At 71.3% G+C, this 24813-nt stretch carries 17 protein-coding genes; 11 read left to right on the forward strand and 6 right to left on the reverse strand.

The features are described from left to right. Positions 1 to 56: 56 nt before the first annotated feature. Complete coding sequence (locus BC793_RS32635) at positions 57 to 476, reverse strand: DUF4307 domain-containing protein (RefSeq protein WP_109599585.1); 420 nt, start codon at positions 474 to 476, stop codon at positions 57 to 59. A gap of 116 nt (positions 477 to 592) precedes the next feature. Between BC793_RS32635 and mca the strand changes: the two genes are divergently transcribed. The 6 genes from mca (at position 593) to purE (ending at position 8512) form a co-directional block, all read left to right on the forward strand. Further along, on the forward strand, positions 593 to 1474 hold the full coding sequence (gene mca / locus BC793_RS32640; RefSeq protein WP_109599586.1) for a mycothiol conjugate amidase Mca: 882 nt from the start codon (positions 593 to 595) through the stop codon (positions 1472 to 1474). A gap of 17 nt (positions 1475 to 1491) precedes the next feature. Then, positions 1492 to 1842: a hypothetical protein gene (locus BC793_RS32645; RefSeq protein ID WP_109599588.1), complete on the forward strand. Its 351-nt coding sequence runs from the start codon at positions 1492 to 1494 to the stop codon at positions 1840 to 1842. 232 nt (positions 1843 to 2074) lie between these two features. Next, positions 2075 to 4591 (forward strand): bifunctional diguanylate cyclase/phosphodiesterase, encoded by a 2517-nt coding sequence (locus BC793_RS32650; RefSeq protein ID WP_109599590.1) that lies wholly within the window; start codon positions 2075 to 2077, stop codon positions 4589 to 4591. A 9-nt stretch (positions 4592 to 4600) separates the two neighbouring features. After that, positions 4601 to 6592: a thioredoxin domain-containing protein gene (locus BC793_RS32655; RefSeq protein ID WP_109599592.1), complete on the forward strand. Its 1992-nt coding sequence runs from the start codon at positions 4601 to 4603 to the stop codon at positions 6590 to 6592. A 276-nt stretch (positions 6593 to 6868) separates the two neighbouring features. Next, positions 6869 to 8011: a 5-(carboxyamino)imidazole ribonucleotide synthase gene (locus BC793_RS32660; protein WP_109599593.1), complete on the forward strand. Its 1143-nt coding sequence runs from the start codon at positions 6869 to 6871 to the stop codon at positions 8009 to 8011. Beyond that, positions 8012 to 8512: a 5-(carboxyamino)imidazole ribonucleotide mutase gene (purE, locus tag BC793_RS32665; RefSeq protein ID WP_109599595.1), complete on the forward strand. Its 501-nt coding sequence runs from the start codon at positions 8012 to 8014 to the stop codon at positions 8510 to 8512. It abuts the gene before it with no gap. A gap of 41 nt (positions 8513 to 8553) precedes the next feature. Here the strand turns inward: purE and BC793_RS32670 are convergent, their stop codons facing one another. Next, positions 8554 to 13695, reverse strand: coding sequence for an SCO7613 C-terminal domain-containing membrane protein (locus BC793_RS32670; protein WP_109599597.1), 5142 nt, complete (start codon positions 13693 to 13695; stop codon positions 8554 to 8556). 228 nt (positions 13696 to 13923) lie between these two features. Here BC793_RS32670 and BC793_RS32675 point away from each other — a divergent pair, with 228 nt between their 5' ends. The 4 genes from BC793_RS32675 (at position 13924) to BC793_RS32690 (ending at position 17802) form a co-directional block, all read left to right on the forward strand. Further along, positions 13924 to 15078 carry an acyl-CoA dehydrogenase family protein gene (locus BC793_RS32675; RefSeq protein WP_109599599.1) on the forward strand — a complete coding sequence of 385 codons (1155 nt, stop codon included), beginning with the start codon at positions 13924 to 13926 and terminating at the stop codon, positions 15076 to 15078. 153 nt (positions 15079 to 15231) lie between these two features. Beyond that, on the forward strand, positions 15232 to 15996 hold the full coding sequence (locus BC793_RS32680; protein WP_109599601.1) for a SigB/SigF/SigG family RNA polymerase sigma factor: 765 nt from the start codon (positions 15232 to 15234) through the stop codon (positions 15994 to 15996). 179 nt (positions 15997 to 16175) lie between these two features. Next, the gene (locus BC793_RS32685) at positions 16176 to 17216 is read left to right on the forward strand and encodes a fatty acid desaturase family protein (RefSeq protein ID WP_109599603.1); all 1041 of its coding nucleotides are present in this window, start codon (positions 16176 to 16178) and stop codon (positions 17214 to 17216) included. Positions 17217 to 17364: 148 nt separating this feature from the next. Next, positions 17365 to 17802: an RNA polymerase sigma factor gene (locus tag BC793_RS32690; RefSeq protein ID WP_109599605.1), complete on the forward strand. Its 438-nt coding sequence runs from the start codon at positions 17365 to 17367 to the stop codon at positions 17800 to 17802. Positions 17803 to 17808: 6 nt separating this feature from the next. On the opposite strand, the gene BC793_RS32695 is transcribed toward BC793_RS32690, so the two are convergent. The 3 genes from BC793_RS32695 to BC793_RS32705 all read right to left on the reverse strand — a co-directional run bounded on the left by BC793_RS32695 (position 17809) and on the right by BC793_RS32705 (position 20411). Beyond that, a complete protein-coding gene (locus BC793_RS32695) occupies positions 17809 to 18573 on the reverse strand; it encodes an ATP-binding protein (protein ID WP_146246530.1) in 765 nt (254 codons plus the stop codon). 359 nt (positions 18574 to 18932) lie between these two features. Continuing rightward, positions 18933 to 19664, reverse strand: a complete 732-nt coding sequence (locus BC793_RS32700) for a GAF and ANTAR domain-containing protein (RefSeq protein ID WP_109599609.1) — start codon at positions 19662 to 19664, stop codon at positions 18933 to 18935. Between the two features lie 24 nt (positions 19665 to 19688). Beyond that, positions 19689 to 20411, reverse strand: a complete 723-nt coding sequence (locus BC793_RS32705) for a GAF and ANTAR domain-containing protein (protein ID WP_109599611.1) — start codon at positions 20409 to 20411, stop codon at positions 19689 to 19691. Positions 20412 to 20832: 421 nt separating this feature from the next. On the opposite strand from BC793_RS32705, the gene BC793_RS32710 reads away from it, so the two are divergent. Further along, entirely contained in the window at positions 20833 to 24198 is a 3366-nt protein-coding gene (locus tag BC793_RS32710; RefSeq protein ID WP_109599613.1) for a CARDB domain-containing protein, read from the forward strand. 46 nt (positions 24199 to 24244) lie between these two features. On the opposite strand, the gene BC793_RS32715 is transcribed toward BC793_RS32710, so the two are convergent. Further along, on the reverse strand, positions 24245 to 24709 hold the full coding sequence (locus BC793_RS32715) for a DUF2690 domain-containing protein (protein WP_109599615.1): 465 nt from the start codon (positions 24707 to 24709) through the stop codon (positions 24245 to 24247). Positions 24710 to 24813 lie beyond the last annotated feature (104 nt).

The following is a 24813-nucleotide window of genomic DNA, read 5'->3' on the forward strand; positions in this document are numbered from 1 at the left end:
AGCGGTAGGCGGGGCGCCCGGAAGGTGAAATGGTGTCGGATCTCGACGTGGCGACGTCAGCCCGCGGCGCGACAGCCCATCACATCGCCCACCGAGGCCTTGCTCCCGGTCGTCACCGGCTGCCTGACCTCGACCGCGCCGCCACCCTCGGGCGCCCGCACCGTCACGGCCTGACGGCCGACCTCGAAACCGTCGTAGTCGCGGGCCCGGACCATGCACATCGCGGCACCGCCGGACGGCACCCGGACGCGGAACTCGACCACCATCTCGGTGTCCGACGGGATGTTCCAGCCGATGATGTCGGCCGTGTAGTCGGTCTGACCGTACTTCTCGTAGTACGCATAGGTGAGGCCGGTGATCCCCACACCGAAGATCACGGTGGCCACGATCGGGAGCAGGCGACGCCGTCCGCCCTCACGGCGACGGCCGTACCGGCCGGGCGGGAAGACCGGTGCTGTGGCGTGCGTCTCGCTCACCTGACGACCTCTCGTGCGTTTGTTGTCGGGGGGATCGGCCAGAATGGCAGGGTTCCATCTTCGCAGCCGATCCCGGCCCGCCGAGCGCAGGCCTGGTCGAGAGGACCTCAACAACCGTGGCCGAGCAATTGCGTCTCATGACCGTGCACGCGCACCCCGACGACGAGTCGAGCAAGGGCGCTGCCACCATGGCGAAATACGTCGCCGAGGGCGTCCAGGTGCTGGTGGCGACCTGTACCGGCGGGGAGCGGGGCAGTGTCCTCAACCCCAAGATGGATAAGCCCGAGGTGCTCGCCGACATCACCAACATCCGCCGCGCCGAGATGGACCGGGCGCGCGAGATCCTCGGCGTCGACCAGGCGTGGCTCGGATTCGTCGACTCCGGGCTGCCCGAGGGCGACCCGCTGCCCCCGCTGCCGGAGGGCTGTTTCGGCCTCCAGGACCCGGAGGAGGCGGCCAAGCCGCTGATCAAGCTGATCCGCGAGTTCCGGCCGCACGTCATGACGACGTATGACGAGAACGGCGGCTACCCGCACCCCGACCACATCATGTGCCACAAGGTGTCGGTGGTGGCCTTCGAGCGGGCCGGAGATCCCGAGGCCTACCCGGAGCTGGGCGAGCCGTGGCAGCCGCTGAAGCTGTATTACAACTCCGGATGGACCCGGGCGCGGATGCTCGCCCTGCACGAGGGCATGCTGGCGGCGGGGCTCGACTCGCCGTATGCGGAGTGGCTGGAGAAGTGGTCGGACCGGGACGACCGGGGCGACAAGATCACCACCCGGGTCGAGTGCGGAGAGTATTTCGAGGTCCGCGACGACGCACTGCGCGCCCACGCCACCCAGGTGGATCCGGACGGGTTCTGGTTCCACATCCCGCTCGAGATGCAGCAGAAGGTGTGGCCGACCGAGGACTTCGAGCTGGCCCGCTCGCTCGTCGACAGCCCGCTTCCCGAGTCCGACCTGTTCGCAGGCATCCGGGAGAAGGTCGGCAGTCACTGAAGCAGTACGCTGGGGGCGTGGAGTTCTTCGCGGTCAACAACTTCGGCGACACCCGATCGGGCGGCCTGGCCGGTCCGATGGGGTTGTTCCTCATCGTCCTCATGTGTGTGGCGACCGTTCTGTTGATCCGCAACATGAACAAGCGAATCCGTCGGCTTCCCGACAGTTTTCCTCTTGCATCTGAGCGGGATCGTGTGTCAGAGGTCGCCCGCACCGGCGAGATGAGTGAGCGCTCCGGTGCCGCCGTCGCCGGTGGCGTCGAGACCGATCGATCGGTGGCCTCTGACCAGGCGAAGGAACCCGAGGTGGCAGCCGTGCGCGACGAGCCGGGCGGACCCGGCTCGCGCGACGGCGCCGAGCGTTCCTGATCATCCGGCCGGCCCGTCGCCGCGCGTGGTTTCCACCCCCGCGCGGCGAGTGTGTCCGTGTCGACCGCGTCAAGCCCTGTTGCGTTCATCAGGATTGATTTAGCCTTCCGCCGGGGGCCGCACGGCCCCTGGGACCCTGCGCGGAAGGGGGCGCCGACATGCCACTTGTCCGGCGCCGACTCTCCGTAATCGATCTGCACGTGCATCGTGCCGTGCGCCCGCGGATGTCGCCGTGAGAGCCGTCCGCGAGTCCTGGAACAGTGCCGCCGGCGCCCTCGGCCGCCCCCGCCCGGTGCGGATCCTCACCACCGTCGTCGTGATCGCCGCGGCCGCCGCGGTCCTCCTCGGCGCCCTGCAGCCCGTGCCGGCCGCCGACGGCCGCCCGCTGTCCGCGGTCACCGGAGTCTGTGTGGCCGGCGTCCTCTCCGCCATCGCACAGCTCGCCGGCCTCCGGTTCCGGCTCGGCCCGGACGCGGTCTCGGTGAGCTGGGCCGAGGCGGCCGTGGTGGTCGGCTTCGTGATCGCCCCCGCCGGCTGGCTGCCCGCCGCCACCCTGGCCGGCACCGGCGCCGCCTGGCTGCTGCTCGCCTGGTTGACCGGCCTGCGCAACGTCGCCGAGATAGTCCACCTGGTCGCCTCGATGACCCTGGGCGTCGCCGGTGCCGTGCTGGTCACCTCGCTGCTGGCCGGCGACGTCCCGGTGCACAGCGCCCGGCTCCCGCTGGCCCTCGCCGCCGGCGCCGGCACGTACCTGCTCATCACGTTCGGCCTGGTGGTGCTAACCCTGATGCTGCACCGGGACGCGCAGCCCGGCCAGATCGCGGCCCGGGTCCTCTACGCCAAGCTGCCGATGTCGGTCGGCAACGTCGTCGTCGGCGTCCTCGCGGTCTACGCGCTGATCCGGGAACCGCTCTGGCTCCTCGCCTTCGGCCCGGTCCTCTGGCTGCTGCACCGCACCTACCGCTTCCACCTGCGCGCCGCCGAGGAACGCCGGATGTGGCAGGCCTTCGCGGCCGCCACCGCCCGGATGCCCGGCGCCAGCGAGGCCGAGGTGGCCCGCGCCGGGCTGCGCGGCGCCCTGGACGTCTTCGGCGCCAGCCGCGCCGAGCTGGAGGTGCACACCGGGCACGGCCGCCGCCGGTACGCGCAGGACGGCCCCGGCCTGGAGGGCGTCGCCGGCACCCGGTCCGGTGCGGCGGTCACCCGCACCATGGTCGTCGCCGGCCGACCGCTCGGCGAACTCACCGTCTGGCTCGGCGGTGCCGGCCTGCCCGGGCCCCGCGACGAGGCGGCGATCGCGGCCTTCGGCGAGGCCCTGGCCGGTGCGCTGCACGACGCGGCGGCCCACCAGCGCATCGCCGAACTGGACGCGCGAGCCGCCCACGAGCTTCTGCACGACCCGCTGACCGGTCTGCTCAACCGGGTCGCGCTGGCCGGTGAGGGCGACCCGCTGCTCCGTTCGCTGGACCGGAACCGGCAGGTGACCCTGCTCCTGCTCGACATCGTCGGCTTCCGCCAGGTCAACAGCACGCTCGGGCACGGCGGCGGCGATGAGGTGCTGCGGCTGACCGGTGGCCGGCTCACCGCGCTGGCCCGGCCCGGGGAACTCGTCGCGCGGATCGGTGACGACGAGTTCGCCCTGCTCCTGCCGGTGACCACGCTGACCGACCCGGCGTGGCAGCAGACCCGGCACACCCCGCTGCCGGCCGCTCTGCGCCGCGCCCGGGAACTGGTCGAACAGCTGCGGCTGCCGGTCGAGGCCGCCGGTGTCCGGCTCTCCGTCGAGGTGACCGTCGGCGTGGCGGTGGCCGCCGCCGGTGAGGCCGAGGTGGCCGAGCTGCTGCGCCGGGCGTCGATCGCCGTGGACCGGGCCAAGGAGCTGGGCGTCACCGTCGGGACGTACGACAGCGGCCAGGACGTCAGCAGCACCGACCAGCTGGCCCTGCTCGCCGACCTTCAGGACGCGTTCGCCGCCGACGACCAGATCATGCTGCACCTGCAGCCGGCCGTGGACCTGGTGACCGCCGCGCCGACCGGGGTGGAGGCGCTGGTCCGCTGGCGGCACCCGCGGCGCGGCTACCTGTCGCCGGGCGAGTTCCTGCCCGCGGTGGAGCGCAGCGAGCTGCTCATCCCGTTCACCCGGCGGGTCCTGGACCTCGCCCTGGCCTCGGCGGCGGACTGGACCGCGGCCGGCATCGAGGTGCCGGTCTCGGTGAACGTGTCGGCCCGCAGCCTCACCGACCCGACCTTCCCGGCCCAGGTCACCGAGGCGCTGCGCCGGCACCGTACCCCGGCGTCCCGTCTGGTCCTGGAGATCACCGAATCGGTGGCGGTGAGCGAGCAGGAGATCGTCGACGAGGTGCTGGCCCGGTTGCGGTCCTCCGGCGTGCAGGTGTCCCTGGACGATTTCGGCACCGGCTTCTCGTCGCTGGCCTCGGTCACCCGGATGCCGGTCGACGAGATCAAGATCGACCGGTCGTTCGTGGACCAGATGATCGACTCGGCCGCGGCCGGCGCGGTCGTCCGGGCCGCCGTCGAACTGGGCGCCCGGCTCGGCGTCCGGGTGGTCGCCGAGGGCATCGAGACGATCGAGCAGCGTGCCGCCCTGATCGCGCTGGGCTGCCCGTCCGCGCAGGGCTACCACTTCTGCAAGCCGATGCCGGCGGACCGGATCGTGTCGGCGCTGACCCAGCTGGCCCGTTCCGCTCCGGCGAATGTCACGCAGCTCAGAGCCGACGACACCGCATAGTCTGGGGGTATGGCCAACCGTCTCGCTGATGCCACCTCGCCCTATCTTCAGCAGCACCGGGACAACCCGGTCGACTGGTGGCAGTGGTCGGAGGAGGCGTTCGCCGAGGCGCGGCGGCGCGACGTGCCGGTGCTGATCTCGGTCGGCTACGCGGCCTGCCACTGGTGTCATGTGATGGCGCACGAGTCCTTCGAGGACGAGGCGATCGCGGCGCGGCTCAACGCCGGCTTCGTGGCGATCAAGGTGGACCGGGAGGAACGGCCCGACGTCGACGCCGTCTACATGACCGCGACACAGGCGATGACCGGGCAGGGGGGCTGGCCGATGACGGTCTTCGCCACGCCCGACGGCCGGCCGTTCTTCTGCGGCACCTACTTCCCGAAGGACCAGTTCGCCCGGCTGATCTCCTCGGTCGGGGAGGCCTGGCGCGATCAGCGCGACGCGGTCATCCAGCAGGGTGCCGCGGTCGTCGAGGCGGTCGGCGGGGCCCAGCTCGTCGGCGGCCCGACGGCGCCGATCTCCGCCGAGCTGCTCGCGGCCTCGGCCGCCGGCCTCGCCAAGGAGCAGGACCAGAGGTACGGCGGGTTCGGCGACGCCCCCAAGTTCCCCCCGCACATGAACCTGCTGTTCCTGCTGCGCCACCACGAGCGGACCGGGTCCCCCGAGGCGCTCGAGATCGTCCGGCACGCCTGTGAACAGATGGGCCGGGGCGGCATCTACGACCAGCTGGCCGGTGGGTTCGCGCGGTATTCGGTGGACGCCACGTGGACGGTGCCGCACTTCGAGAAGATGCTGTACGACAATGCGCTGCTGCTCCGGGCGTACACGCAGTTGTGGCGGATCACCGGGGACGCCTTCGCCCGCCGGATCGCCGACGAGACGGCCGCGTTCCTGCTGTGCGACCTCGGCACCCCGCAGGGCGGTCTGGCGTCGGCGCTGGATGCCGACACCGACGGCGTGGAGGGCCTGACCTACGCGTGGACGCCCGCGGAGCTGACCGGAGCCCTCGGCGTGGAGGACGGCACGTGGGCCGCCGACCTGTTCCGGGTCACGACGCGGGGCACGTTCGAGCACGGCAAGAGCGTCCTGGTGCTGGCCCGCGACATCGACGAGGCCGACCCGTCGCTGGTGGAGCGCTGGCGTGACGTCCGGAGGCGGCTGCTCGCCGCCCGTGCCGGACGGCCGCAGCCGGCCCGCGACGACAAGGTGGTCGCCTCCTGGAACGGGCTGGCGATCACCGCGCTGGCCGAGCACCCGGCGCCGGAGTCCCGGGCGGCGGCGATCCGCCTCGCCGAGGTGCTCGCCGACCGGCACCTGGTCGACGGCCGTCTGCGCCGGGTCTCCCGGGACGGTGTGGTCGGCGAGCCGGCCGGCGTGCTGGAGGACTACGGCTGTGTCGCCGAGGCGTTCCTGGCCGTCCACCAGCTGACCGGCGAGGCGCGCTGGCTGGACCTGGCCCGGCAGCTGCTCGATGTGGCGCTGGCCCGGTTCGGCACCGGGCAGGGTGGCTTCTACGACACCGCCGACGACGCGGAGAAGCTGCTCACCCGCCCGGCCGACCCGACCGACAACGCCACCCCGTCCGGCGCGTCGGCGATCTGCGCCGCCCTGGTCGCCTACGCGGCGCTGACCGGTGAGACGTCCTACCGGGAGGCGGCCGACGCGGCTCTGGCCACCCTCGGGCCGCTGATCGAGGGGCATCCGCGGTTCGCCGGTTATGCCGCGACCGTCGCCGAGGCGGCCCTGGCCGGGCCCTTCGAGATCGCGGTGGCCACCACCGATCCGGCGGATCCGTTGGTGGAGGCCGCTCTCCGGGATGCGCCGGGCGGCTCGGTGATCGTCGTCGGCACCCCCGACCAGCCGGGTGTGCCGCTGTTGGCCGACCGCCCGCTGATCGACGGCGCGGCCACCGCCTACGTGTGCCGCGGGTTCGTCTGCGACCGCCCGGTCACGACGCCTGCCGACCTGCGCGCCCGACTCCGTCCCGGCTCGCCCACCTGAGACCCGAAGACCCGACCAGCTCGTGGTGGTCTGGCTGGTTGTCACCGCTGTCTCGGAGGGGTTGAGGCAGTGGTGGGGGCCAGCTCGTGGTGGTGCGGCTGGTTGTCAGCGCTGTGTCGGAGGGGGTGAGGCAGTGGTGGGGGCCGGCTGACGGGTGGGTGGCGGTAGCGCCCGGAGGGCGGGAGCGGGGGTGGTGCGGTTGTGGGAGGTGTGGCCGTACCACGAAACGGGGTTGATTTGGGGGTTGATCTGCGGCGTCGCTAGGCTGGCCTCGCGATGGATACCCGAACCGGTCTGCCTGTAGTCGGCATGGTGGGAGGCGGGCAACTGGCCCGTATGACCCACCAGGCCGCCATTTCTCTCGGCCAGTCACTGCGCGTGCTCAGTGAGAAGCCCGATGACAGCGCCGCGCTGGTCGCGGCCGATGTGCCGATCGGCACGCACACCGATCTCGCTGCTCTGCGTGAGTTCGCGAAAGGGTGCGACGCCGTCACCTTCGACCACGAGCATGTGCCGACCGAGCACATCGAGGCGCTCGAAGCCGAGGGGGTGAAGATCTTCCCCGGGTCCAAGGCGCTGGTCTTCGCCCAGGACAAGGGCATGATGCGGGAGCGTCTCGCCGCGCTCGGCGCGCCGGTGCCGCGCTGGCGGCGGGTCACGACGAGCGAGGAGATCGAGGCGTTCGCCGCCGGGTCCTGGCCGGTGGTGGCCAAGGCGACCCGTGGGGGGTATGACGGTCGCGGCGTCTGGATGGTCGGGAGCCGGGAGGCCGCCGACGATCTGGTGTCGACCGGCATCCCGTTGATCGTCGAGGAGCGGGTGCCGCTGCGGCGGGAGCTGGCCGCGCTGGTGGCCCGGTCGCCGTTCGGGCAGGTCGCGGCCTATCCGGTGGTGGAGACCGTGCAGCGTGACGGCATCTGCGTCGAGGTGGTCGCGCCCGCGCCGGACCTGTCCGAGGAGCGCGCCCTGGAGGCGCAGCAGCTCGCGATCGACCTGGCGACGTCGCTCGGGGTGGTCGGCCTGCTCGCCGTCGAGCTGTTCGAGACCGACGCCGGCATCGTGGTGAACGAGCTGGCCATGCGCCCGCACAACTCCGGCCACTGGACCATCGAGGGCGCCCGGACGTCGCAGTTCGAGCAGCACCTGCGGGCGGTCCTGGACTATCCGATGGGTTCGACCGCGCTGACCGCCCCGTTCGTGGTGATGGCGAACGTGCTGGGGGGCGAGCCCGGCGGCATCTCCATCGACGAGCGGTTGCACCACCTGTTCGCCACCGATCCCGGCGCCCGGGTGCACCTCTACGGGAAGCAGGTCCGTCCGGGCCGCAAGATCGGTCATGTGACCGTGCTCGGCGACGATCTGCTCCAGGTGCGGGCGCGGGCTGTTCGCGCCGCGAAGTGGCTTCAGGAAGGTGTGTAGATGAATCCCGTCGTCGGCATCATCATGGGCAGCGATTCGGACTGGCCGACCATGGAGGCGGCCGCGGTCGCCCTGGCCGAGTTCGACATCCCGTTCGAGGTCGGTGTGGTCTCCGCGCACCGGACCGTGCGGAAGATGGTGGATTACGCCGAGTCGGCGGCAGACCGGGGCATCCGGGCGATCATCGCCGGGGCGGGCGGGGCCGCGCATCTGCCGGGCATGGTGGCCGCGCTGACCCCGCTGCCGGTGATCGGCGTCCCGGTGCCGCTGAAGCACCTGGACGGGATGGACTCGCTGCTGTCGATCGTGCAGATGCCGGCCGGTGTGCCGGTCGCGACCGTGTCCATCGGTGGGGCGCGTAACGCCGGCCTGCTCGCGGTCCGGATCCTCGGGGCGTCGCACCCGGAGATCCGGCAGCGGATGGTCGAGTTCCAGGCCGGGCTGGAGAAGCTGGTCGCCGAGAAGGACACGGCGCTGCGCGACCGCCTGATGGGTAACTGAGCGGTCAGGTCGCGCAGCGCTGCGAGATCCGGTTCACCACGTCACCGCATCTTGGCGAGGACCTCACGGAACTCCTGGGTGCGGCGGCGGTTCTCGCTCGACGCGCCCAGGAACAGCAGGACCACGCCGACCGGGATGAGCATCAGCCACGGGCCGCCGACGGTGAACGCGAACGCCAGTGCGGCGACCACCGTGGCGACCGTGCCGACCACGACCGGCGCCTGCTGGCGGCTGCGCGAACCGATGATCAGCGTCACCACCGCACCGAGCAGCAGGAACACCGCCCGGAGGTCGCCGCCGTTGCCGGCGATCACGATGCCCATCGTCGGCACGAACGCGGCTAGCAGCGCCGGACCGTACGCCGCCCAGCTGCTCAGATCCGGCCGGTGATGCGCCTCGACCACGCCGACCGCCAGTGCCAGGGCCGCGAACGGCAACGTGTACGCCTCCGGCAGCCCCACCTCGTTCAGCGAGATGAACAGCCACCAGCCGGCGATCTCGAACCCGACGGCCACCCAGAACAGGGTGCGCCGCTGACTCGCCGTACGGTCCGGCCGCGACGCCGTCAGGCCCAGCACCGCGCCCCACGCCGCGAGCAGCGCCGCCAGGTGGACCGGGGAGTACAGGGCCAGGACGCCGGCGACGGCCGCCGAGGCGTAGCCACTCCACTCGACGGTGATCGCCTCGGCCCGGTACTGCGGCAGGCCCAGCCGGGGTAGTGCCGCCTCCAGCGACAGCAGCCCGGCACCGACCGCGAGCACGCCGAACGCCGCCCAGTGCCGCTCCAGCCCGGCCGAGATCGCCACCGCCATCACGAACATCTGGCCCATCAGCGCGGCGAACAGCCAGCCCAGCAGACGGGCCGACTGGTTACGGCCGGCTAGCGCCGCGACCAGCCCGACACCCACCGCGCTGCCCAGCGTGAACACCGTCAGCGATTCCATGGCCAGGCTGCCGGCCAGACCCGCGCCGCCGGCCAGCAGGCCGACCGCGAAGACGATCCCCCGGGTGGTACGCAGCAGCGGCGCCCGGTGCGCGACCGGTGGCGGGGTGAGCGCCAGCCCCAGCATCGAGATGGTGAAGACCACCAGGGCCGCGCCGGTGGCGGCCGGGAATCCGGCGTTCATGGCGATCGGCGTGATCAGCAGGGTGAGCGCCAGACCCGGCAGGATCACCGGGACCGCCTCGGACACCTTGCCGCCGAAACCGACCGCGGCGAGCGCGGCGGCGCCGGTGAGCAGGACCGCGGCCAGGGCGCTGGTGCCGTCCACGGTGCCGGCGGCCGGGTCGGTCAGAGCCGGGATCGGGCCGTCCCACACCGCCCGCAGCTGGCCCAGCGGGTCGACCAGCGCCGCCCGTAGGGCCGGGGCCAGCGAGAACAGCGCCAGCACGGTGGGCAGCAGGGCCAGCATGACGGCGCCCGCGGCCGGGTCGGCGAGCCAGCGCTCACCCCAGCCGGACCGCCGGAGCCGCAGATAGCGGGTGGCCGCCGGGCTGTCGTCGAACGGCGCGATCCGCGGCACCGGCGACGGCGGCGGCGGGACCGCTCCGCGCAGCATCTCGGCGAGCACCCCGACCAGGGCGGCCGCGGCCGCGTAGAGGGCGGTCGGGTAGTCGGTCGGGATGCAGGCCACCGCGGTCACCGTGGCGCCCAGCACCACGCCGATGGTGGCCCACGGCAGGTAGTGCGGCAGGAACCGGCCGACCGCGGCGAGGATCGCCAGGCCCAGCGTGGAACCGGCCAGCGCGGCGGTCAGCACCACCTCGATGCCGTGCCCCTGCTCGGCGGCGAGCGCGGCCAGCAGGCCGGGCAGCGCCAGCAGCACCGAGCCGGTGGCCGCGCCGCCGATCTGCGCCCGGTGCTGCGGCATCACCCGCTCCGGCGCCTGGTCCGGCACCTCGTCCAACTCGGCGGTGTCCTCGAACGAGCTCGGCGGCGCCTTCACCGGAATCCGGGCGGCGGCCGCCACCAGCACGCCGAGCAGCACGATCACCAGCAGTGCCAGGGCCGTCGACCAGGGCCGGGCCAGACCGGCGGAGGCCGCGTGCAGCATCACCACGGCGGCCACACCGGCACGGGCCCGGGCGGAATGCGGGTCGGCCGCGGCGACGGCGGCCAGCGCGTAGGTGACCGCGACCGCCGTACCCACGAGCAGCGGCGACCACCAGGGCATGCCGAACGCGTACGGCGTGCTGATCGTGGCCAGTGCCGCGGCCAGCCCGGAGGCATACGGCGACCACGGTTTCGGCATCGCGATGGCGGCCGTGATCGCGATCGCGACCAGCGCGAACGGGGCCTGCCACGCACCGGGCTCCGGCGTTGCCGGATAGGCGGCCAGGTCGGCGGCCCACAGCGGGCCGGGCAGGGACAGCACCTTCAGCGCACCGACCACCGCCTGCCAGCCGGCGATCGCGCCCACCACCAGGGCGGCGATCCCGAGGCCACGGGCCGGGCCGGGCCGCCAGTCGTCCGGCAGGATGGTGACGCCCATGCCGACCAGCAGCACCATCACACCGGCGACGGCGAGCGGCGCGTCCGGGAAGGCGAGGGCGGCGACCCGGGCCAGGGCGCCGCAGATCGCCACGGTGGCGGCCGCGGCGGCGATGTCCGGGCCGTCGAGCACCCGGTCCGTACGCCCCCGGTTGTCGATCGACTTGGCGAAGAAGAGCAGGGCGGCCGCGCCGAGCAGCAACGCGCCCACCCAGATGTCCGGTGCGGCGGCGCCGGGGGCGAAGAGCGCGGCCAGTGCCATCGCCGTCGCGCCCAGTCCGGTACCGACCGTCATCGGCAGGCTGATCTCGCGCCGGGCCACCTGGAACACGGCGGCATAACTGAGCGTGCCGGCGACCGCGAGGAAACCGGCGGCCAGTGCCGGAACGGTCGAGCCCGCGGTCGGCGGCGGACCGCCACCCGGGTCCGAGACGGCCAGCGCGGCGGTCACCGCGGCACCCGGGATCGCCAGCGCGGCGGCGCCGGACGCCCAGTCGCCGATCACCCAGGCGAACAGGCGCACCGGGATCTGCCGGGCCGCGATCGCGACCATCACCCCGGCCCCGGCCAGCGCGGTCAGTACGGCCGCGGTCAGCCAGGACGCGCTGAGGGCGGCACACGCGCCGAACAGGCCGACCACGCCGGCCGCGGCCACGTGGGTCGCCGCGGTCCGCAGAGTGTTCGCCCACAGACCGGCGGCGCCCAGACCGATCGACGCCAGCACCAGCGGCCACGGTGCCTCCGACCAGGGCAGGCTCAGGGAGGCGGGCACGGACAGCGCGGTCAGGGCGATGCCGATCACCGCGCCCTCGTGCCGGATCGTGGTGGGCAGCGCCAGGGCGGCGGCGATCGTCATGAGCAGCGCGCTGAACGCCAGCAGCCAGCCGGACGGACCGACCGCCTCGGCGAGCCTCTGGGCGTACGCCGCGGTGTCCGCGTCCCAGATCGGCCGGGCCGCGGCGACCGGGGCGATCGCCGCGCGCAGCACGTCCACCCCGACGACCAGCCCGAGCAGGACGAGCGTGCCGGTCGCCGCGTACTGCGGGCCACGCCGCATGATCTCCGGCAGCGTGCCGATCACCGCGCCGGCGATCGCGACGGTCGCGGCGGCGGCCACCACGCTCCAGTTCGGCGCCACCACGCCGGCGATCCGGGCCATCGCGCCGATCACCGCAAGGGTGAGCACGGCGCCGGCCACGTTGATCGCCATCGGCTGCTTGAGCAGACGGGCGGCGGCCACCGCGGTGAGTGCGGCGGCGATCAGGACCAGGCCGGAGCGCAGCGCGTCACCCAGCACCTGCGCCTGTAGCAGCGCCACCGACGAGTAGAGCAGCGCGCCCGCGGACGCGACGCACAGCAGCGCGAACGTCAGTTCCCGGAGCCAGTCGGCGGACGGCGGGGTGGCCGGCGGCGCCAGCGGCATCGAACCGGCGGGCGGTGCGCCCTCCGGCCGCGGACCGGGGAAGATCCGGGTCGGCAGCCAGCGGCGACGTGGCCGGTGGAGGCGGGCGATGATCAGATCCGGTTCCTCGGGGCGGGACTCCGGGCGTGGTGGGGCGTCCGCGGCGTACGCCGCCGGGTCCGCCGGATCGGGGGCGCCGTCGCGGCGCGCGAACATCTTCCCGTCGGCGTCCGCCTCGGCGAGCGAGACGCGGTCGGCGGCCACCGGCCGGCCCAGCGGCCAGCGCGGCACGAGGCGTCCGGCGCGGATCACCCGGGTGAGGAGCAGCAGGTCGAGGAGGGCCACGGTGGTCAGCGCGAGGCCCCAGCCGGCCGGGCTCTCGATCAGCGGGTACGCCAGAAGCGGCGCGACCGGCTGTGTCGCGATCACCGTGGTGTACCGGGGTGCGGCGAGCCGCGTGACACCGGCGTAGAGGAACGCGGCCACCGCGGTGATCGCGAAGGTGAGGCCGAGGTAGAGCGCGGTCGGCACGTCCCCGCCGGTCAACGGGCTGTCGTGCAACGCGTACAGCGTCATCGGGAGCAGGATCAGGCCGATCGCGGCGATCGCCTCGCCGGTCGAGGTGAGCCCGCGCTTGGCCACGCCGGGCGCCACCGACAGGGCGATCCCGGTGGACAGCGCCAGGACCAGCGCCCGTCCGAACGGGTTGGTGACCGCCACCGTGGCGAAGACGACGGCCGCCACGCCGAGCAGCAGCGCGCCCAGGACGAGCAGGATGTTCTGCACCGACTGGGTGGATGCCTCGGGCGGGTGCTCCATGGTGGCCAGCGGCGGGCGGCGCGGCGGTCTGGGCCGCGGCTCGACCCGCTCGGTCGGGGGCGGATCGTCGACCAGGACGGCCACGCCGTCGGAGGCGACTCCGGGCGGGCCGGTGTACGCGGTGCCCGGCTCGGCCCAGTCCGGCGGCGCGGGCGGGCGGCGCGGTGGTCGCGGCCCGTCGTCCTGGACCGGGGCCGGTTCCTCGACGGGCGTCGGCTCGCCGGGCTGCGGCGGTGGCGGATAGTCCACCGGCTTGCGCCGGGTGGTGCGCCGGGCCTTCGTGCCCTTGGACCGTTGCTGTTTCTGGGCGTGCGCGAGGATGTCGCGCTGGAACAACGCGGCCTGGAGCTTGCTCGCGATCTTGGTCCGCTCGGCGGCGGCCTGCATGTCGCGAATCTTCAGGTCGGATATTGAGGCGTCGATGCGAGCCAGTTGTTCATCAACGTGATCGGGCTCGTCAGCCTGCGCCACAGGACCTCCTCGACCGTCCGGCCGCTGTCTGTAGTTAGAGCATGCCTTTCCGGCACCTCATTAGAACAGTCTCAAGCGGGTGGAGATCTATGGAAACGGACCCGAACCCGGCGGTTTCTCCGGGTGCCCTCGTCGGGCCGCGATATTCGGCACACTCCGGACTGTTGCCCAGCCCACGCTACGCACCGGTAACATTGCCCCGGGACCACCTTAGGGAAGGTTAAGGGCATGGCTGATTTCGACGTCTACCGGCTTCCGGAGGACCACGAGACGATCCGCGCCGCCGTGCGCGAGGTCTGTGACGCGCGGGTCGCCCCGCACGCCGCCGAGGCCGACGAGACCGGTGAGTTCCCCAAGGCGTCGTATGACGCCCTGCGCTCCTCGGACTTCCACGCCCCGCACATCCCGGTGGAGTACGGCGGCGCCGGTGCGGACGCCCTCGCCACCGCGATCGTGATCGAGGAGGTGGCCCGGGCGTGCGCCTCGTCGTCGCTGATCCCGGCGGTCAACAAGCTCGGCACGATGCCTCTGATCATCGCGGCGTCGGAGGAGCTGAAGCAGAAGTACCTGTCCAAGGTCGCCGCCGGTGAGGGCATGTTCTCCTACTGCCTATCCGAGCCCGAGGCCGGCTCCGACGCCGCCTCGATGACGACCCGCGCCGTCCGGGACGGTGACCACTGGGTGCTCAACGGCGTCAAGCGCTGGATCACCAACGCCGGCGTCTCGGAGTACTACACGGTCTTCGCGGTCACCGACCCGTCCGCCCGCTCCCGCGGCATCTCCGCGTTCGTGGTGGAGAAGTCGGACGCCGGCGTCAGCTTCGGCGCTCCGGAGAAGAAGCTCGGCATCAAGGGCTCCCCGACCCGCGAGGTCTACTTCGACAACGTGCGCATCCCCGCCGACCGGATCATCGGCGAGGAGGGCACCGGCTTCGCCACCGCCATGAAGACCCTCGACCACACCCGCGTCACCATCGCCGCGCAGGCCATCGGCATCGCGCAGGGCGCGCTCGACTTCGCCCTGGGGTACGCGAAGGAGCGCAAGCAGTTCGGCAAGGCGATCGCCGACTTCCAGGGTCTGCAGTTCATGCTCGCCGACATGGGCATGAAGCTGGAGGCGGCCCGTCAGCTCACGTACGCGGCGGCCGGCAAGAGCGAGCGGGGCGACGCCGACCTGACCTACTTCGGTGCGGCCGCGAAGTGCTTCGCCTCCGACGTCGCCATGGAGATCACCACCGACGCGGTCCAGATCCTCGGCGGTTACGGCTACACCCGCGACTACCCGGTCGAGCGCATGATGCGCGACGCCAAGATCACCCAGATCTACGAGGGTACGAACCAGGTGCAGCGCATCGTCATGGCCCGGCAGCTGCTGAAGGGCTGACGAAGACGCGTTCTCCCGCTGCGGGCGGGACTGACCCACGGGGATCTGCCGGGCGGCCGGTCCCCGTGCGGTCTAGAGTCGGCCTGGCGAGCCCTTGACGGGCTTGCTGCCCCGGACCCCGGCATCGTGGAAAGCACGCTGCCAGGGGGCATCATGTTCGAAGCTACCGGCAGCGCGGAGGAACTCCTCAGGGCTCTGGCCGCGCTTCCACCGGGCCACCCCGAGCGGTCGGCGCTGCGGCAACGGGTCATCGAGGCCTGGCTGCCGCTGGCCCATCGGCTCGCCACCCGCTACTCGGGGCGCGGCGAACCCGTGGACGACCTCACCCAGGCCGCGGCCGAGGGCCTGATCAAAGCCGTGGACAGGTTCGATCCGGACCTGGGAACCGCCTTTCTCGGTTATGTCATCCCGACCGTCGTCGGCGAGATCAAGCGTCACTTCCGGGATCGGGCCTGGGCGGTCCGGGTGCCCCGCCGGCTCCAGGAGTTGCGGCTCGCGATCACGGCGGCGAACACCGAGCTCTCCCAGATCCTGAAAAGGTCGCCCACGGTCGCCGACGTCGCCTCCTACCTCCAGGTCACCGAGGAGGCGGTGCTGGAAGGACTCGACGCGGCCCGCGCCTACACGGCGAAGTCGCTGTCCGCGCCGGTCAGCCGCGAAGCCCCGCAAGAGCTCGGCGAGACCCTGAGCAGCGAGGACCACGGGTTCGAGCTGGTGGACACCCGGGCCACCCTCGCACCGGCCATGGCGCTGCTCGACGAGCGGGAGCGGCGGATTCTCACCCTCCGCTTCTACGGCAACCTCACCCAGGCCGAGATCGCCGAGCACGTCGGTATCTCCCAGATGCACGTATCGCGGCTGATCAGGAGGTCGTTCCACCGGTTGCGCCGCGAACTGCATCCGCCGATGGATCGATGACGGCGGAGGGGCGCCGGATTCATGGCCGGTTTGCCGTCTCGCGTCAGAGGGTAAAGACTCGGTGCTGTCACCGCCTTCTTCGGTGACCGGCGGCCGTCCAGACTCCGCGGCCTCATCTCCGGTCCACGCCGTCAGGGTTTCTCCGGTATGGAGGCGGCACCATTAAGGAGTCGTGGTTCATGAGCGCATCCGTCACCCCTCGACCCAGAACGGCCGGCAGCGACTTCGCCGTCCTGAACCGGCAGATCACCGATGCCGGGCTTCTCGAACGGCGACTCGGCTACTACGCCGTACGCATGAGTGTGGTGGCCGCCATGCTCTGCGGTGTCGCCGTCGCTTTCGTCGTGATCGGCTCGTCGTGGTGGAACCTGCTGGTCGCCGTGCTGCTCGGGGTCGTGTTCTCCCAGGCCGGGCTACTGGCGCACGACGTGGCGCACCGGCAGGTGTTCCGTACCCGGAGAGTCAGTGACGTGGTCGGCCGGATCGCCGGCAACGTCGTCATCGGGATGAGCTACGGCTGGTGGACGGAGAAGCACACCCGCCACCACAACAACCCGAACCACGACGAACTCGATCCCGATGTGCAGCCGGAGGTCCTGATCTGGGCCACCGAGTCGGCGTGGGGCCGTCGTGGGCTGAAGGGGTTCATCTCCCGTCATCAGGCCGGTCTCTTCTTCCCGCTGCTCACGCTGCTCAGTCTCGATCTGCGCATCTCCAGCATCAAGGCGCTGCGGCGACCCGGTATGAGGCACCGCGGCCTGGAGGCGGCCCTCCTGGCGGTGCACCTGATCGGCTACACCGCCGCCCTGCTCCTGGTGCTGTCCCCGCTGCAGGCGCTGGCGTTCTTCGTCGTACATCAGGCGGTGTTCGGGGTGTACCTCGGCATGACGTTCGCACCGAACCACAAGGGCATGCCGCATCCCACCGGCAACGAGGACTTCCTGCGGAAGCAGGTGCTGACCTCGCGCAACGTGACCGGGGGCAGGCTGATCGACGCGGCCCTCGGCGGTCTCAACCATCAGATCGAGCATCACCTCTTCCCGGCCATGCCCGCGCCCAACCTGCGCCGGGCGCAACCCTTGGTCAAGGCGTACTGCGCACAGCTCGGTATCTCCTATCAGGAGACCGGTCTGATCGAGTCGTACCGGCAGGCACTGCGGCATCTGCATGCCGTCGGAGCGCCGCTGCGCGAGGCACGGGCGGACCGGGCGAGCCGGTAGATGAGCGCGTTCCTCGACGGAGAGAAGGCCCCGTTCGGGGCAATCGCTGTCTCGGTCGATGGCGATGCCGTAGCGTGGGTGCCGCAACACCCCTGAATGTCGCTCCAGACCTCGGCGGCAACACATCGTCGTCGCCTGGAGCCTTCTCATGGAAGAGTTCACCCGGCAGGTGCGGTCGGGTAACCCGTTCTCCACAGAATTCGAGACTCCGCCCCACCACAGCGATGTCTTCCTGGTCGACGCCGTCTCACGAGGGAACACGGCTGCGTTCATCCAGCTGTTCGACCGGACGTCGGCCGTGATCCGGACCGTGGTGGAGACGTTGCCGCTGAGCGCCGTGCAGCGGGACGAGATCCTCGCGGCCAGTTATCTCGAGGTGTGGTGGCTGGCCGGCTGCCACATCGATCCGGACCTGGACGTCGTCGAGTGGATCACCGGTATCGTGCGCCGGCGTGTCGCGGAACTCCGCATCGGTGGGAGACCGCTCAGCGAGCCGCGAACCGCCGGAGGCTCGCCGCACGGTTATGCGCGGCTGGAACTCGCCGCTCTGCTGCATCGCCCGGTCGACGACCTGGTACGGGACTGAAGGCGTTCAGTGCCCGGTCTCCCTGGACGTGTCCGATGCCAGGGTGGCCCAGACGACCTTGCCACCGCGGGCCGGCATGGCACCCCAGGCGGCCGCGACGGCGTGAACCATCTGTAGACCCCAGCCCCGTTCCTCCATCGCCACCGGCACGCCGTTTCCGGCCGGCGCGTTCAGACGCGGATATCGGGTGTCGCTGTCCCGTACGGCCATGTGCAACAGGTGGCCGCTGCGTCGCACGGTGACCACCAGATCGGTGCCGGCGTGCTGCACGGCGTTGGCGGTCAGCTCGGACACGACCAGGCGCGCGTCGGCCTGGAACTGCGGCAGCCGCCAGGTGTGACATGCCCGGGTGACGAGATTCCTGGCCGCCGGGACCGACTCGAGTCGCGGGCCGAGCCGGGCCTGTAGCTGCTGATCACCGAACGGCCGCATGCCGATCGCCTGCCGGGCCTCCGCGATGGTGGCGAACAGTGCCGGCCGGCAGCCGTCACCGTGACGCAGGCGGTAGGCCAGCATCGTCTGCATGGGCAGGCACAGCACGAGCTGGGCCGGCGTCGGCCGGAGACGGGCCGTCCGCACCGCGGCCATCCAGAAGGGACGGCTCACTCCGTGCAGATCGCCCACGTCGTGCAGGTCGACGATGACCGTCGACGCCGGCCCGGCCAGGCAGAGCCGCAGCATGGCGGCCATCCGGCTACCGAACTCCGCCGACCATTGGCCGTGCGCCGTCAGCTCGACCACGTTGGTGCTCGCGTCAGCCGTGACGGTCACGGTCAGTGCCCGGCGGTCGGTTCGGGCGGTGACCAGGTATGGCGGCCGGAGGGAACGATCACGAGCCGGCCCGCTGCCGGTCACCGGCGACCCGCCCGGTGGCCCGCGGCGTCGACCGGTCGTACATGCGCAGAGTGAATCCGAGTTGTCACAGCGGCTCCAGGGCACCCGACGGCACGGCGCGTTGCCGGGGTCTGGAGCAACGATCGGCGGTGATACCGCCGGCGACACAACGTTACGGCACCCGGCGCGCCATCGCGCACCAAGTCCCGGCGTTCTTCGACATAGGCGCAGTTTTCCGGGTATAAGACCCGGCCCGGCGCTGACACGGCCGGCGCCGGCCGGGTGCTTCGGACGGGTCAGCGCTGCGCCAGGCCGGGGAGGGCGTTGAGGTCGGTGACGATCAGTTCGGAGACCTCGGTGAGCCGCCGGTTGTTGTTGCGGGCATAGGTACGGATCCGGCGGAACGCCTCATCGACGCTGACGCCCAGGACCTGGGCGAGCGCGCCCTTGGCCTGTTCGATGATGATCCGGCTGTTCAGGGCGCCCTGAAGCTGCTCGGTCAGTGCCTCACTGCGGCGGAGCGCGCGTTCCTGCATCAGGCCGATCGTCGCCACGTCGGCGAGGGCCTGCATGACCGGGACATCGGTGGGGTCGAAATCTCCACCGGCGGAGTCGCCGAAGATGTTCAGGGCGCCGATCACCTGGGTGCGAAGCCGCAGTGGGAACGCGTGCACCGAGTGGAAGCCGGCCTCCTCGGCCCGGGGCGCGAAGCGCGGCCAGCGCTGCGTCGCGGAGGCCAGGTCGACATTGATCACCGATCGGCCGGTGCGGAACGCCTCCAGGCACGGCCCCTGGTCGTTCTGAATCTGGAACAGCCCGACCAGGCGGACGTTGTCGTCGGAGCCGGCCATGAATTCCAGCCGCCCGTACTCGTCGGCCAGCATCAGGCCGGCCGCGGCCGCGTCGACCAGGCTCCGGGCCCGGTCGACGAGCATGTGCATGAAGTCGAGCAGGTCGAACTCGTCGACCAGGGTGTCGGCGGCCTCCACGAAGATGGTGGCCAATCGTTCAGCTGAAACGGTGCTCATGTCCTGCCTCCCGATTGTCGGCGCTCATTGGTTGTTCCCGTCCCATCGCAGGCGCCGTTCAACGACATCGCGGGCGACATCCTCGAGACGACGGTTCTCGGCGTAGGCGTAGGCACGCAGCCGTACCAGAGCCTCACCGATGGACACCCCCAGCTGCATCATGACCATTCCCTGAGCTTGGAAGAGCTCGGCGCGGCGCCCGACGTCCAGGACCGCGGCGCCGTCGCCGTCCCGCGCCACGCCGCTCTGCTGCATGTCGAGCAGCGCCTCCACGACGGTCTCCGCGAAGGTGAAGGCCATCTGGAGTTCGGTACCGCTCAACGGTCCCACCCGATCACGGAAGATGTCCATGACACCGAGCCGTACGGCGCCGACCTGGAGCGGGAACGCGAAAACCGCACAGACCGCCTCCTCCCGGACCGCGGGCGCGTAGAGCGGCCACCGACTGTCCGGGACGTCGACCAGATCCGCGATGAGCACCGGCCGCCGGGCGGTGAAGGCGTCGAAGCAGGGCCCCTCACCGAGAACGAACTGCAACTCCTCGACGCGCTCACTCGCCGGGTCGGACGCGGCGCACACCCCGAGGGTCCCGTCGGCGGTCATCACGCTGATACCGGACCCGCTGGCCGGTAACGCCTCGACGAGAGCGAGGCAGATCCGCCGCAGCAGATCCAGGCCGGCCGGCTGCCGGTCGATGAGACGGCGGACCAGCGCGCGGCGATCGTCGTCGCCCCGAACCGGAGTCATGACCGCGGGAACTCAGTCAGGAGGATCGCCGAGTCACGCGCCCGCACCGGCACAGCTGACCCCTTCCCGGCGTGGCCGCCGAGGGCGAGGGCGGCATGCGCCGCCGATGGGTCACACCCTACTCGAATCGACACGGCGGCCGGTCCGGTCGGCCACCGGCCACGCCGCGGTCACCGGAGCAGGCGCCGGCAGCTCACCACCGGCCCGTCCGCTGCATGTTCTGGACGCAGAGCGTTGACGAACCGGTGACATATCTGAAACATTGAATGTCCTGGTCCGCAAAAAGTCGGCAGACAACCGAAATTTTTCACGATCGGGCTGGAAATCGCACCTCGGGTCACTGCTTCCCCCTCCCATTCCCCTCGGCGTGGTGGCGCCCGCTTGGCGTACGTCTCTGCGCCGGTTCGACAGGACGGACCCCATGAAGCCGATATCCCTCAGCCGAAGACTGGTCAGCGTGGCCCTCGCGGCCGGTCTGGCCGTCTTCGGTATCTCGCCGGTGGCCGCCCACGCGGCCGGTGGCCCCAACCTCGCGACGGGTAAGGCGGTCTCCGCCAGTGGCGCCCTCGGAGCGCAGCCGGCATCCGCCGTCAACGACGGCAACCCGAACTCCTACTGGGAGAGCCCGAACAACGTCTTCCCACAGTGGATCCAGGTCGACCTCGGCGGCGGCGGCGTCGCGATCGACCAGGTGGTGCTGAAGCTGCCGCCGCCGTCCGCGTGGGCCACCCGCACGCAGACGCTGAGCGTGCAGGGCAGCACCGACGGCTCGTCGTTCAGCACGCTCTCGGCGTCCGCGGGGCGCGTGTTCAACCCGGCCACCGGCAACACCGTCACGATCGGATTCACCGCGGCGACCGTCCGGTACGTACGGGTGCACATCACCGCCAACACCGGCTGGCCGGCCGGGCAGCTCGCCGAACTGGAGATCTACGGCGTGGCCGGCCCGGTCGACCCGGACCCCGATCCGCCGGCCGGTGGCGACCTGGCCGTGGGCCGGGCGATCGAGGCGTCCTCCACCACCTTCAACTTCGTCGCGGCCAACGCCAACGACGGTGATACCGGCACCTACTGGGAGTCGGCCGGCTTCCCGTCCACGCTGACGGTGAAGCTCGGCTCCGACGCGAACGTCACCGGCGTCGTCGTCAAGCTCAACCCGGACGCGGCCTGGGGCCCGCGGACGCAGAGCATCCAGGTGCAGGGGCGGGCCGGTGGCGCCGCCGCCTTCACCGAACTGAAGGGCCGTGCCGACTACGGGTTCAGCCCCGCGGGCAACCAGAACACGGTCACCATTCCGGTGGGCGGGCGCGCTTCGGACGTACGTCTCCAGTTCTTCGGCAACACCGGCGCGCCCGGCGGGCAGGTCGCCGAGCTGCATGTGATCGGCGCCTGGGCGCCGGCGCCGGATCTGGTCGTCACCTCGACCACGTGGAGCCCGGCGACCCCGAACGAGACCTCCGCGATCGCCCTGACCGCCACCGTCCGGAACCAGGGGACCGTCGCCGCGGCGGCGACCAGGGTGGACTTCCGGCTCGGCGGCACCGTCGTGGCCGGCGCCGCCGTGCCCGCGCTCGCGGCCGGTGCCTCGGCCACCGTCACCGGCAACGCCGGCACCCGGGCGCAGGGCAGCTACGCCGTGTCGGCGACGGTCGACCCGGCGAACACCGTGGCCGAGACCGACAACGGCAACAACACGTTCACCGCGACCTCGCCGCTGGTGGTCGGTCAGGCACCGGGCCCGGACCTCCAGGTCACCGCGATCACCATGAGCCCGGCGAACCCGGCGGCCGGCGCGGCGGTCGGCTTCACCGTCGCCGTGCAGAACCGTGGCATCAGCGGCGCGGGCGCCAGCACCACCCGGGTCGCGGTCGGCGGCACCACCCTCACCGGTGCCACCCCGGCGATCGCGGCCGGCGCCACCACCACCGTCACCATCGGCGGCACGTGGACCGCGACCAGCGGCGGCGCCACCGCCGTCGCGACGGCCGACTCGGCCGGTGTGGTCGCGGAGACCAACGAGAACAACAACACGCTGTCCCGCTCCATCGTGGTCGGACGGGGCGCCGCCGTGCCGTACGTCTCCTACGAGGCCGAGGCCGCCCGTTACCAGGGCACGCTGCTCCAGGCCGACCCGCTGCGCACGTTCGGGCACACCAACTTCGCCACCGAGTCCAGTGGGCGCCAGTCGGTACGGCTGAACAGCACCGGCCAGTTCGTCGAGTTCACCTCGGCGAACCAGGCCAACTCGATCGTGGTGCGCAACTCGGTACCGGACGCGGCGAACGGCGGCGGCCAGGACTGGACGATCAGCCTCTACGTCAACGACGTGTTCAACCGCAAGCTGACCCTCAGCTCACGCAACAGCTGGGTGTACGGCACCACCGACGACACCGAGTCGCTGTCGAACACCCCGCAGGCCGACGCCCGTCGCCTCTTCGACGAGTCGAACGCCCTGCTGGGCCAGTCGTATCCGGCGGGCACCCGGTTCAAGCTCCAGCGCGACTCCGGTGACGCGGCGAGCTTCTACATCATCGACACGATCGACCTGGAGCAGGTCGCGCCGGCGCTGAGCCAGCCGTCCGGCTGTGTCTCGATCACCACCTACGGCGCGGTGCCGAACGACGGGCTCGACGACACGGCCGCCCTCCAACGGGCCGTGACCGACGACGAGAACGGTGTGATCGGCTGCGTCTGGATCCCGGCCGGCCAGTGGCGGCAGGAGCAGAAGATCCTCTCGCCGGACCCCACCCGCGGCCAGTGGAATCAGAAGGGCCTCCGCAACGTCGTGATCCGCGGCGCCGGCATGTGGCACACCCAGCTCTACACCAACACCCAGCCGCATCAGGTGAGCGGCAACATCAACCATCCGCACGAGGGCAACGTCGGCTTCGACATCGACGACAACACCCAGATCTCGGACATCGCGATCTTCGGCAACACCCAGAACCGGGCCAACCGTGGGCACGGGCTCAACGGCCGGTTCGGGAAGAACACGAAGATCAGCAACGTCTGGATCGAGCACGTCAACGTGGGTGCCTGGGTCGGGCGCGACTACTCGGACACGCCCGCCTACTGGAACCCGGGCGACGGCGTCGAGTTCACCGGGATGCGGATCCGCAACACGTACGCCGACGGCATCAACTTCTCCAACGGCACACGCAACTCGCGGGTGTTCAACTCCTCGTTCCGTACCACCGGTGACGACGCGCTGGCGATCTGGGCCAACCCGTACGTCAAGGATCAGAACGTGGACATCAACCACGACGACCACTTCCTGAACAACACCGTCCAGCTCCCGTGGCGGGCGAACGGCATCGCCATCTACGGCGGTCACAACAACTCCGCCCAGAACAACCTGGTGTACGACACCGCGAACTACCCGGGCATCATGCTGGCCACCGACCACAGCCCACTGCCGTTCTCCGGCACGACGCTGCTGGCCAACAACGGGTTGTACCGGACCGGTGGGGCTTTCTGGAACGAGGACCAGGAGTTCGGCGCGATCACCCTCTTCCCGTCCACGAAGGACATCACCGGCGTCACCATCCGGGACACCGACATCATCGACTCGACCTATGACGGCATCCAGTTCAAGAACGGCGGAGGCAACATGCCGAACGTCGCCATCGCCGACGTCCGCATCGACAGGTCCAACAACGGCGCCGGAATCCTGGCGATGAGCGGGGCCCGTGGCAACGCGGTCCTGTCCGACGTCCAGATCACCGGCTCGGCCGACGGCGACATCGTCATCCAGCCGGGCTCCCAGTTCACGATCTCCGGCGACTGACCGGACGGCCGCGGGAACCGGACGGTTCCCGCGGCCCCTCCGTGGCCTAGTAGTGGCCGGTGCAGCCCAGCCGGCTGGCCGGGGTGGTGGCCCACTGCAACTGGAGACAGGCGCGGATCTGGACACCCGAGTCGTTGTACATCGGCGACCACTCGTTGCCGCCGAAGTACTCCCACTGGAGGACCGGCGTGTAGATGCTGCCCATGCCCTCCCAGCGCTCGAGGATGACCTTGTCCTGGTTCTCAGCGCCGTAGATGCGGGCCCAGACCGTCCGGCAGGACGGGCTGTAGCGCAGCTGGAGGGTACGGCCCATGCTGCTGAAGGTCTTCGCCGTGGTGGCGTCACCACCACACGGCTTGGACGACGGATAGGTCTGCGGGTCCTTGTTGTTGCAGGCCGAGCCGCAGGCGGCGTTGGCGGGCGAACCGACCAGCAGTGCCGCCGCGGTGATCAACGCGGACAGCAGGGCCAACAGGGAGAACGAACGGCTGGGCCGTCGGACCGAATTCATCGGGACTCCTCGGGGAACAGGATCATTTCGGTCGTGGAGTATCGACGGACGCCGTTCCCCTTCTTCCGTCCGACTCCCGGCGAGTGGCGGGGCTCTCCGGAGTC

The sequence above is a fragment of the Actinoplanes xinjiangensis genome (assembly GCF_003148685.1).
Lineage (GTDB): Bacteria > Actinomycetota > Actinomycetes > Mycobacteriales > Micromonosporaceae > Actinoplanes > Actinoplanes xinjiangensis.